The 9,571-nt window shown below is 58.0% G+C and carries 10 protein-coding genes and 4 pseudogenes; 8 read left to right on the forward strand and 6 right to left on the reverse strand.

All coding sequences use genetic code 11. The annotated features are described in order from the left end of the window. Positions 1-47 precede the first annotated feature (47 nt). The gene (locus LU684_RS23250) at positions 48-890 is read right to left on the reverse strand and encodes a helix-turn-helix transcriptional regulator (protein WP_049275859.1); all 843 of its coding nucleotides are present in this window, start codon (positions 888-890) and stop codon (positions 48-50) included. A 117-nt stretch (positions 891-1,007) separates the two neighbouring features. On the opposite strand from LU684_RS23250, the gene LU684_RS23255 reads away from it, so the two are divergent. The 4 genes and pseudogenes from LU684_RS23255 to LU684_RS23270 all read left to right on the forward strand — a co-directional run bounded on the left by LU684_RS23255 (position 1,008) and on the right by LU684_RS23270 (position 2,791). Continuing rightward, positions 1,008-1,541: a carboxymuconolactone decarboxylase family protein gene (locus LU684_RS23255; RefSeq protein ID WP_020309197.1), complete on the forward strand. Its 534-nt coding sequence runs from the start codon at positions 1,008-1,010 to the stop codon at positions 1,539-1,541. 27 nt (positions 1,542-1,568) lie between these two features. Continuing rightward, positions 1,569-2,117 (forward strand): annotated as a pseudogene (locus LU684_RS23260) (cytochrome P460 family protein). Positions 2,118-2,190: 73 nt separating this feature from the next. Continuing rightward, a pseudogene (locus tag LU684_RS30825) lies at positions 2,191-2,466 on the forward strand (uracil-DNA glycosylase family protein); the annotation flags it as partial. Between the two features lie 61 nt (positions 2,467-2,527). Next, positions 2,528-2,791, forward strand: a complete 264-nt coding sequence (locus LU684_RS23270; RefSeq protein ID WP_003830781.1) for a uracil-DNA glycosylase family protein — start codon at positions 2,528-2,530, stop codon at positions 2,789-2,791. A gap of 183 nt (positions 2,792-2,974) precedes the next feature. On the opposite strand, the gene LU684_RS23275 is transcribed toward LU684_RS23270, so the two are convergent. After that, a complete protein-coding gene (locus LU684_RS23275) occupies positions 2,975-3,859 on the reverse strand; it encodes a LysR family transcriptional regulator (RefSeq protein ID WP_003465017.1) in 885 nt (294 codons plus the stop codon). Between the two features lie 114 nt (positions 3,860-3,973). Here LU684_RS23275 and argC point away from each other — a divergent pair, with 114 nt between their 5' ends. From argC to LU684_RS23295, 4 genes and pseudogenes are all read left to right on the forward strand, one after another. Then, entirely contained in the window at positions 3,974-4,903 is a 930-nt protein-coding gene (argC, locus tag LU684_RS23280) for an N-acetyl-gamma-glutamyl-phosphate reductase (protein ID WP_049275860.1), read from the forward strand. A 413-nt stretch (positions 4,904-5,316) separates the two neighbouring features. Next, a pseudogene (locus tag LU684_RS23285) lies at positions 5,317-5,472 on the forward strand (OmpA family protein); the annotation flags it as partial. A 414-nt stretch (positions 5,473-5,886) separates the two neighbouring features. Then, complete coding sequence (locus LU684_RS23290; RefSeq protein WP_003465024.1) at positions 5,887-6,513, forward strand: DNA methyltransferase; 627 nt, start codon at positions 5,887-5,889, stop codon at positions 6,511-6,513. A 24-nt stretch (positions 6,514-6,537) separates the two neighbouring features. Then, positions 6,538-7,566: an IS30 family transposase gene (locus LU684_RS23295; protein ID WP_003465026.1), complete on the forward strand. Its 1,029-nt coding sequence runs from the start codon at positions 6,538-6,540 to the stop codon at positions 7,564-7,566. On the opposite strand, the gene LU684_RS23300 is transcribed toward LU684_RS23295, so the two are convergent. The 4 genes and pseudogenes from LU684_RS23300 to LU684_RS23315 form a co-directional block, all read right to left on the reverse strand. Beyond that, positions 7,555-7,815, reverse strand: a complete 261-nt coding sequence (locus LU684_RS23300; RefSeq protein ID WP_047296649.1) for a hypothetical protein — start codon at positions 7,813-7,815, stop codon at positions 7,555-7,557. The two genes, LU684_RS23295 and LU684_RS23300, sit on opposite strands and share 12 nt — an antisense overlap. Before the next feature lie 41 nt (positions 7,816-7,856). After that, complete coding sequence (locus LU684_RS23305; RefSeq protein WP_052959448.1) at positions 7,857-8,228, reverse strand: hypothetical protein; 372 nt, start codon at positions 8,226-8,228, stop codon at positions 7,857-7,859. 400 nt (positions 8,229-8,628) lie between these two features. Next, positions 8,629-9,105 carry a DM13 domain-containing protein gene (locus LU684_RS23310; RefSeq protein ID WP_011711661.1) on the reverse strand — a complete coding sequence of 159 codons (477 nt, stop codon included), beginning with the start codon at positions 9,103-9,105 and terminating at the stop codon, positions 8,629-8,631. A gap of 154 nt (positions 9,106-9,259) precedes the next feature. Next, positions 9,260-9,571, reverse strand: a pseudogene (locus tag LU684_RS23315) (hypothetical protein); the annotation flags it as partial.

The raw sequence follows: 9,571 nt of genomic DNA on the forward strand, positions 1-9,571 counted from the left end.
CAACACCGGCGCCGCCTACGCCAAGAACCGGCGAATCGAACTCAAACTCACGAACCGCTGAGCGCCGCGTCACCGCGCTGCTGCGCCAGCCAGTCGCGCGGGGCGCAGCCCATGCGCACGCGGAAGGCGCGCGCCAGAGCGTTCGGGCTGCCGTAGCCGACGCGGTCGGCCACCACCGCCACCGGCCGCCCCTGCTTGAGCAGGGTGCAACTGACGTTCATCCGCCAGTCGGCCAGATAGTCGCCCGGCGTGACGCCCACCGCGTCCTTGAACGCGGCGGCGAAGCGCGCGCGTGACATGCCCGCCTTCGCCGCCAGCGCCTCGAGCGACCACGCGGTCTGCGGCGCATCGTGCATGGCGGTTATGGCGCGCGCGAGTTTCGGGTCGGCCAGGCCCGCCAGCAGTCCGGTGGCGCCAAGCCGCCCATCCATCAGATAACGCAGCAACTGGATCAGTAGCAACTCGCACAAGCGGTCGATGGCGGCCTGCCGACCGCACTGGTCGCGCTCGGCTTCGGCAAACAGCAACTCTAGCGTCGGCCCGAGGCCGGGCAAGTCCGCCAACGGAATCAGCAGCATCGACGGCAAGGCCATGGCCAACGGATTGCCCGTCGAAGCGCCCAGGTCGACCTCCGCACACAACCGCTCAGCGGTATCGCCGGGGGCGGCGACAAAACGATGCGACGCCACGCGCGGATAAAACAGCAGGCTCGGCTCGGTAACCAGCAGATCTTCATGCACGGGCGAACGCACCGTAATCGGGCCGCGCCGCACCAGATGGATATAGCCATGCGGCGCCGCGTAATGATGCTGCCCACAGAAGGCGCCGCTGTGAAAAACGCGCGCCGAAAGCGAGTAGTGCCGGAGCAAGCCGGCCAGTCGATCCGCCATTCCACTCTCCATATAAGACGATAGGTTACGTATTTGATACTTTACGTGCCATATCGTACCAAACAAAGGGCGATCATGCCCACGTGCTCTTGCACCTCACCCACTACGGAGATAGACATGACCCAAATCGCCCCCCTGACCATCGACACCGCTGACGCCGCTACCGCTGCCACACTCAAGGCCGTCAAAGCCAAGCTTGGCATGGTGCCGAACCTGTTCGCCACGCTGGCCCACGCGCCGGCGGCGCTCAATGGCTACCTCGGCTTGTCCGAAACGCTGGGCACCGGCCGCCTGAATGCCTCCCAGCGCGAGATCGTTGCGCTCGCTGCCGGTCAAGCCAATCGCTGCCAGTATTGCCTGAGCGCACACACCCTGATCGGCAAAGGTGCCGGACTGTCGGCAGAGGCCATCGCCGCGGCCCGCACCGGCCAGGCGGCCAACGCACTTGACGATGCAATCGCCGGCTTTGCCCGCGCGCTGGTCGAGCAACGCGGCGTGGTGTCGGCCGACGCCATGGCCAACTACCGCCGCGCGGGGCTCGACGACGGCCTGATACTGGAAGTGATCGCCAACGTCGCGCTGAACACGCTCACCAACTACACCAACCACATCGCCGACACCACGGTGGATTTCCCCGTGGTCGCCGTCTGATCTCCATAGGCATATAAGGAGAACACGATGAAAATCGCACTCACCGGCGCTCTGCTCGCCAGCGCCCTCGTCCTGCCACTGGCCGTCACGGCCGGCGACTTTTCGCCCTATGTGGACAGCCAGGGCGGCATCAGCCGCCCCACAGACTTCCGCACAAACTTCGTCCACCTGGGCTCATATGCGGTGTTGGACGAAAAATCCGCCTCTCGCGGCTTGCACGATGTGTACACCGAAAAGGCCTCGGCCGAGCACTACCGCAAGACCGGCAAGTTCTTGGACGGCGCCACGCTGGTGAAAGAGATCCGCAAGCTCGAAACCAGCGCCATGACCACTGGCAACCCTGTGGTCTGGGGTTCCGATGCGGCCGTGTGGTTCGTGATGGTCTAGGACGCCAAAGGCCGTTTCGCCAGCAACCCCTTGTGGGGCGACGGCTGGGGCTGGGCGCTGTTCAAGGCCGACGCCCCCGCCAAGAATGTCGCCGTCAGCTACGAAGCCGACTGCATGGGCTGCCATGTGCCGGCGGCCAAGACCGACCGCGTATTCATCCAGGGCTATCCGACACTGACCCAGCACTGACTTGCTGCCGGGTTACGCTTCGCGCAGGATGGCACCTCCGTCCTGCGCGAGCCACCCTTTCCGGAAGCGCGCCATGCCGACACTCGACGCCTTTCTGACCGACGTCCGCGCCTGCACGCGCTGCGCACCGCATCTGCCACACGGCGTGCAGCCGGTCTTCCAGTTTCACCCGAGTGCGCCCATCCTCATCGCCGGCCAAGCACCGGGGGCCCGGGTCCATGCCTCAGGCGTGCCCTTCGACGACGCCAGCGGCGCGCGTCTGCGCGCCTGGCTGGGCGTGGACCGCGACACCTTCTACGACCCTACCCGCATCGCCATTCTGCCCATGGGCTTCTGTTATCCGGGCACCGGCAAAAGCGGTGACCTGCCGCTACGCCCGGAGTGCGCCCCCCGCCTGGCGCGAAGCCTTCATGCAGCGTTTCGAGCGCCTGTCGCTGGTCATCGTGCTGGGCAGCTACGCCATGGACTACCACCTCGGTACTGGCAAGACGCCGCTCACCCGGGTGGTCGAAGCCTGGCGCGAGCACTGGCCGCAAGCGTTCCCCCTGCCTCACCCTAGCCCGCGCAACAATCGCTGGCTGGTGCGCAACCCCTGGTTCCAACAAGACGTGCTGCCCGCGCTGCAAGCACGCGTCCAGGCAGTCCTCACCGCCAACCCCAAGGAAACCCCATGACCGACGACACCGCCGCCATTACCGAGCTGCTGCACAAGTACTACGACACCCTGGCCTGGGCGAACGGAGACAGGCACCGGCTTTGGAGCGATGAACGACGGCTTCAGGTGCGGTAGCTGACGCCTGGGACCTCAATCACCGTATGACCGGGTCGAAAGCGGTCCTTTCTCTGACAACATCGCCCTAGCCCGCACTCAACCCCCACAACACATCCAGCACATGTTGCGTAGGCCGCTCGACGTCCCCACCACGGTGGGCAATACCAAGTTGACGCCACAATAAGGGCTGTAATGGCCGCATGACGATCCTGGTATCGGGCAATGGCGTGGAGGCTTCATGCGGCAACAACGTCGCACCATAACCGGCCGCCACTAGGCTTTTGATCGCATCGTTGTAGTTCAGTTGAATACGCGGCGTGGGCTGCCGTCCATCACTGGCGAACCACTCCGAGGTCAAGCGCGAAAGCCGAGTAGTTTTGTCATTCAGAATTAATGGCTGGGCGGCCAGCCAACCGGGGGTCACAACATCCGGGCATTCCCAGCGAGCCGGCAAGAAGGCCATGACCGGGTCCCGCCGCCATGGCTCGATCCGCAATTCCTTCACCGGGGTCTGTGGCAGCGCGACCAGACCGATCTCCAAAGAGCCCTCGGCAAGCTTCTTCAAAGTTTCCTGCGACGTGAGCACCGCGACCTGCACATCGATAGCGGGGTGGCGTTGGCCCAACGTCTCCAAAGCTTGCGGCATCAACTGTGCGATGGCCCCTGTGGAGGCACCCAGCCGCACACGCCCGGCCAAGCCCTGCACCTGACGCTCCACGTCCTCAAGCGCCTGCTCCGCATCCGCCAACAGGCGCCGCGCGCGCTCCACCAGCGTTTCTCCAATCGCCGAAGGCTGAATGCGCCCACGTGTGCGCGACAACAGCTTTCCGCCAACCCGCGACTCCAGGTCGGCAATATGCAAACTGACCGTGGGTGGCGCGAGGTGCAGCACACGGGCCGCCTCGGCAAACGAACCCAGGTCGGCAATGGCCACCAACGTGCGCAGACGGTCCAGGCTGATTTCGCGCATGAGTCACTCCTTATTCAGAAAAGCTGAATTTCATCGTTTAGAAATTCAACTTTTCCTATCTTAGCCCCTCACTGAAGATTGGAACTCCTGATTTCCTATGTCCGAGAGCATTCCATGGCAAGTCCTCTTATATTCATCGACGGCGACCAAGGCACCACCGGGTTGCAAATCCATCAACGTCTACGCGACCGGACCGATCTGCGGCTTATCACGCTCAGCCCCGAACATCGCAAGGATCCGCAACGTCGCGCCGAAATCATCAACGCCTGCGACATCGCGATTCTCTGCTTGCCCGACCAAGCCGCACGCGACGCTGTAGCGAGCATCGAAAACCCCGCCGTTCGGGTGATCGATGCGAGTTCGGCGCACCGCACCCATCTAGACTGGACCTATGGTTTCGCGGAGATGAACTCGCAGCAGGCCCAACGCATCGCCACGGCACGGCGGGTCAGCAATCCCGGTTGCTATCCCACGGGGGCGATAGGGCTGCTGCGCCCATTGCTGGAGGCCGGGTTGCTGCCCAGGGACTATCCGACGAACATTCATGCTGTGTCGGGCTATTCCGGAAAAGGGCGCGTTGGCGTGCAAGAGCATGAGGGAGAGGGCGCATCACAGGCGCCCGCGTTTCAGGTTTATGGTCTGGGGCTGGCACACAAACATATTCCGGAGATTCAGCAGCAAAGCGGTCTGATGGAGCGGCCGATGTTTGTGCCGGCTTATGGGGCTTTTCGGCAGGGGATCGTGCTGACCATACCGTTGCAACTTCGCTTGTTGGCGCCGGGCGTGGATGCGGTGCGGTTGCATGCGTGTCTTATGCAGCACTACGTCGATGCGGACCATGTACAGGTGATGTCGATGCAGGAGGCCAAAGGGTTGACGTGCCTTGATCCTCAGGCGCTTAACGGGACTGATAGTTTGCGATTGGTGGTGTGTGAAAATGATGAGACGGGGCAGGTTTTGTTGGCTGCGGTGTTTGACAATCTTGGGAAGGGAGCCGCTGGAGCGGCGGTGCAGAATCTGGATTTGATGGTTGCAGGAACATGACTCCGACTACCCACTGGCTCTAGAGTCTATGGCTCGAATTTTCGAGCGGTTGTTTCCTCTCTGTTTATGGCCTGGCATCGACGGCATTAAACGAGTCGAAAACAGAATCTACGCGTGTCAGCAGTTTGCAATCCAGTCAGGCTTTGAAGTTAAACGGTCGTCCACGACAGGCAGCAATCGGCCAACAGCGGCCGTTTTAGAGTAGGGAAAATAAATCCCCTTTTCTGCTGTCTACGCTTCGCAGCGCCGGTTACCCGGTCACCACGCAAGACTCGCTTCCGGTCGGTGGCTAACCTTTACCGGGCGGGGGTCATACCCGCTGGGTTTCTTACGCCATTTCGTGACGGCTTGCGCCGTCATTCCCAGGCGACCAAGCTTTGCCTGGCGCACATAAATCAGTCCCCTTTTTCTCTTTGCGCAGCAATGGCGTCGATCCTTCGCGCCTGCAAACCTTTGGTGCAGGCTCCAGCTCGCCCATTGCCCCCAACGACACCGCCGAGGGTCGCGCCCAAAATCGCCGCGTTGAAATCAAACTGGTGCCCCGTAGCGGCGCTGTAGCTCAAGGGTAATGGTGCCTTGGTGCTCTTTTCGTCGGATGCCCAGCTATCTTTTAATGGGTTACGGGCGATTTGCAGTGGGCTCCAAAACCTGGCCTCAGGAGGTGCAAGCTCCCGTGGCACCGGCTTTGGACTGGGCAGACCAATACGCCGGCCCATAAGCCCATAAGGATCCCGGCCTCGGCCGGGTTCTTTATGCCCGCTTCGCGGGCTTGAGCCCAGAAGGGAGCGGCGTGCGCCGGATTCGCATCTGCCAGCCAGTACGCAGCCCGTTTGGAACTCAGTTGATCCGTCTTTTTCAACGGTTTAACAGCCAAATCAATACGTTCACAAGTACACTCGCCACCCTAGGGATGGTGAAGCATCCACGAGCGGTACTAGAATTTTCAGCTTTTCGGTGCCGCCGCACGAATTCAAGGGGCAAGCATGGATTACGAACAACTGCCGAGGGCCGCCTTGGTCCGTATGCTGCAGGAGCATGATGCGGCGCTTGCCGATGCTGGCAAGAATGGCATCGTTATGAGTTACACCGGGCGGGCTGCTCCCTGGCAGATCATCCGCCAGGTCAAGCCGAAGCTGCATCGTATTATCAAGAAAGTATCCTTTGGAGAGGAAACCGCCCAGTCAGAGAATGAGATCTGGGACGGTGAAAACCTTTCTGCGATGGTCACGCTCTATAAATATCGTGGTCAAGTTGATCTTGTAGTAACAGACCCGCCGTACAACACCGGCGAGGACTTCCGCTATAACGACAAGTGGGACAAGGATCCAAACGATCCAGATCTCGGCGATGTAGTTCCTAAAGATGATGGGTCCAAGCACAGCAAATGGTTGCGCTTCATGACACCCAGAATCTGGATGATGCGTGAGATGCTAACCCCAGGCGGGGTTATGGCTATCTGTATTGATCATAGGGAACTATTTAGACTTGGCATGCTCATGGACGAAATCTTCGGCGAAGAGAATCGCATTGGCATAATCAATTGGCAGAAAAGCTATTCACCTCGCAGTGATAATAAGGGGGCGGCGGCGAAAACTGAGTGCAACACCTGACCTTTCCGGTACGGTGCTGTCCCTATGTCTTATTCCGAACTCAGCGTTGAAGAGCGCGCCACCATTCAAATCGGTCATGCCCAAGGTTTCAGCCTGCGCGGGATTGCCTGCTTGATCAACCGATCCCCTTCGACCATCAGCCGGGAGCTGCGCCGCAATCGAGATGCCTGTGGCGGCTACTCGGCCCGCGTGGCCCAGCAGCAGATGCAGGCCCGCCGTCAGGTGTGTCGACCGAAGCAAAAGCTGTTGCCGGGTAGCGAGCGCTTCGAATTGGTGGCGCATATGCTGCGTGAGCGTTTGTCTCCCGAGCAGATTGCCGGCAAGCTGCGCAGCATGAATATTCCCAGCCTCAGAGATGCCTACGTCTGTCGCGAGACGATCTATAACGCGATCTATGCCTTGCCAGTCGGCGAGCTGCGTAAAGAGCTGATCATCTGCCTGCGCCAAAGCAAGACGATGCGCAGGCCGCGCTCTGGCGGCGTGGATCGGCGCGGTCAGATCCCTGAGAGGGTCAGTATTCATGTACGTCCGCCGGAGATCGAAGACCGACTGATGCCAGGGCATTGGGAAGGCGACCTGATCAAGGGCAAGGCCAACGCCTCGTCTGTAGGTACGCTGGTGGAGCGCACCAGTGGCTACCTGATGCTGGTGAAGATGAACGACGCGACGGCGACCTCGGCGATGGAAGGCTTCAGTGCAGCGCTCAATGGCATGCCGCTGGCGATGCGCAAGAGCATGACCTACGACCAGGGCCGAGAAATGGCGCGGCATGCTGAAATCACCCAGCAGACCGGGGTGGCGATTTACTTCTGCGACCCGCACAGCCCTTGGCAGCGCGGCAGTAACGAAAACATCAATGGCCTGATCCGCCAGTACCTGCCCAAGGGCACGGACTTGTCGGTGCATAGCCAGGAGGAACTGGATGCCATCGCACTGCAACTGAACATGCGCCCCCGTAAGCGCTTCGACTTCAAGTGTCCGATCGAGGTTATGGACGAGGTGATGCAGGAAGCTATGGCTATGCGGCATGATGCTCCAGCTTCAATTCAATAACCGTGTTGCACTCAGCTCCTGTAACCGCCCTGTGTAATTTCTTACATTGGCTCTATAGTGTGCATAATTTTTATGGAATGAATTGAGTATTTCTATAACCTTATCCAGCTGCAGTTGTTTTTTAGTGATATGAAGTTTTTTGGTCTCTGCCGAAGTATTGGTCAGCGCGACGAGATAGCCAAACATTCCAGCGATCAACGCTCCCATACCAATTTTCACGGCATCCGAGGCAATATTTATCCACTCCACGCTCCCTCCATTGCGCTTATCACGCCAGCTATTTTTGACACTTAGTCCATGCTTGGAGTACTGGCATGTCTTCCTATATGACCATCAGGCCCTCGCGCGCAAACACACATCCGAGACAGGCCTGCATCGGAGTAACATACGAGGGTTGTTTGCGCTTCAATGCGGTTTTCTTTTAAGTAACTTTCTTTAATCGGCCTGATCCACTGTTCGCGCCCATCCACATCGGTTGTTTCCAGAAGCACCTCATCTTCTTGTAGATCAAAGTGTTTGTGCAGTAGTGCCACGCCAAATCTGTCTATGCAGTTGTGCTTTTTCAATATTTCAAATATTTCATTTAGACATGGCAGGTCCTCATCGTCTATGGGTCTAACATTGTCGATATGGTTAATTTCACCCCACAGTAAAGAAATCATTTTATTTATCTCCACTATGAACGTTTAACTAGCGAAATGTTACAGATTTAATAGGGGTCTTAGTCTGCGAATCTTCATGGGAGACGGGACTAATCAGAGCCCTCGCTCTTGGATAACATTAGACGCTCGCGCGCAAAATTCCACCCATTCCGATAAGGCGGCGTATAGAGCCTTAGCGGCATCTGAGGTTGGCGCGTACTTATCTCTGTCGCAAGCCCATCTGGTGAACCGCTTCAGGGTATGCAGGCATCGTAGTCAGTGTCTGAGGGTCGGTTGAGGTCAATTTTGACTTCAAGAATCTAGACGTGGAGGGGAGGCCTCATGCCCGGCAAGACTTTAATTTCCATTGGCATGAGGCGCATGTTATTCGTGAACAGGCAAGATCCAAGTTTAAGCTTGTTTACTGATATTTTGCGGAGCCGATGAACTTAGAGAAATGCTCGCACCATATTTGGACCGTTGTAAACTCGTTGACGTTGACGCTTGCAGGAATGGTTTTCTTGAAATTCCCGAAGTTTTTCAATTCGCCAATCAGAATTGCTTCTTTCTTTATGTCCAAAAACGATTCTTTGTCGGTGGCTTGTTTCTTTGTCAGGTAAATTTTGTAGTCTGGACCAGGTGCTACATCACCTTTAAATACAATTTCGTTATCCGTAACAAAAAGTTGTCCATTCGCCCAGTGAAGGGCGTCGCTGCCTTTCTGATCTTTCTTGAACTCTCCGCTATACTTTGCCACCTTTTGCACTTCTTCAATTTCGGCGATGGTGGCGTTTTCTTGTGCTGTCAAAATCGGAAGTATATAGATCCCTAGCCCAACTCCCGCGCCAAACAGAGCCAGGTGGGACGCGAGCAGAATTATTTTTAATTGCTTTTTCATGGGTTGCCTCATACAGTGAGTTATTTGGTGTGTCCATCACAATCCATTAGTTCGAACAGGGTGCGGTATGTGCTGATAGCGATATTGTTAGTGGGGTGCTAGCTTAGCTACCATGACGGCATTTTTCAAGGTAGTTGTCGCGTCAACCGTCTAACTATGCCGCCATTTTCTCGTTCTGTTGCTCTCGATCCTGGTTCAACAACACGGTGCCGATCGGTTCCCAGTTACGCGTCCGGCCTGACCACCGCTCCGGTTTGTTTTCCTTGGCTCGTTCGTACAACTCATGTCGCCGGGCCAAGACCTGATGGTCCAGCCCTCGATGCCGCTCAGCCGGTGTGACGAACCGGATGCGGCTATGTCGGTGCTCGTTGTTGTACCACCGCATAAAATTGGTTCTTCGCGGAGTCTGGGGGAAGAGCGAGTTGACAGTCAGGGAAGCAGGTAAATTGGCAGTCGCCAAACACAC

The sequence above is a fragment of the Pseudomonas sp. NMI542_15 genome, assembly GCF_021283425.1.
Lineage (GTDB): Bacteria > Pseudomonadota > Gammaproteobacteria > Pseudomonadales > Pseudomonadaceae > Aquipseudomonas > Aquipseudomonas fortuita.

What these genes read in the sequence shown, in the direction of transcription:
- argC (WP_049275860.1), top strand. Translation starts at nt 3,974, where the DNA reads ATGGCAAGTCCTCTTATATTCATCGACGGCGACCAAGGCACCACCGGG.
- LU684_RS23290 (WP_003465024.1), top strand. Translation starts at nt 5,887, where the DNA reads ATGGATTACGAACAACTGCCGAGGGCCGCCTTGGTCCGTATGCTGCAG.
- LU684_RS23305 (WP_052959448.1), bottom strand. Translation starts at nt 8,228, where the DNA reads ATGATTTCTTTACTGTGGGGTGAAATTAACCATATCGACAATGTTAGA.
- LU684_RS23310 (WP_011711661.1), bottom strand. Translation starts at nt 9,105, where the DNA reads ATGAAAAAGCAATTAAAAATAATTCTGCTCGCGTCCCACCTGGCTCTG.
- LU684_RS23255 (WP_020309197.1), top strand. Translation starts at nt 1,008, where the DNA reads ATGACCCAAATCGCCCCCCTGACCATCGACACCGCTGACGCCGCTACC.
- LU684_RS23250 (WP_049275859.1), bottom strand. Translation starts at nt 890, where the DNA reads ATGGCGGATCGACTGGCCGGCTTGCTCCGGCACTACTCGCTTTCGGCG.
- LU684_RS23295 (WP_003465026.1), top strand. Translation starts at nt 6,538, where the DNA reads ATGTCTTATTCCGAACTCAGCGTTGAAGAGCGCGCCACCATTCAAATC.
- LU684_RS23270 (WP_003830781.1), top strand. Translation starts at nt 2,528, where the DNA reads ATGCAGCGTTTCGAGCGCCTGTCGCTGGTCATCGTGCTGGGCAGCTAC.
- LU684_RS23275 (WP_003465017.1), bottom strand. Translation starts at nt 3,859, where the DNA reads ATGCGCGAAATCAGCCTGGACCGTCTGCGCACGTTGGTGGCCATTGCC.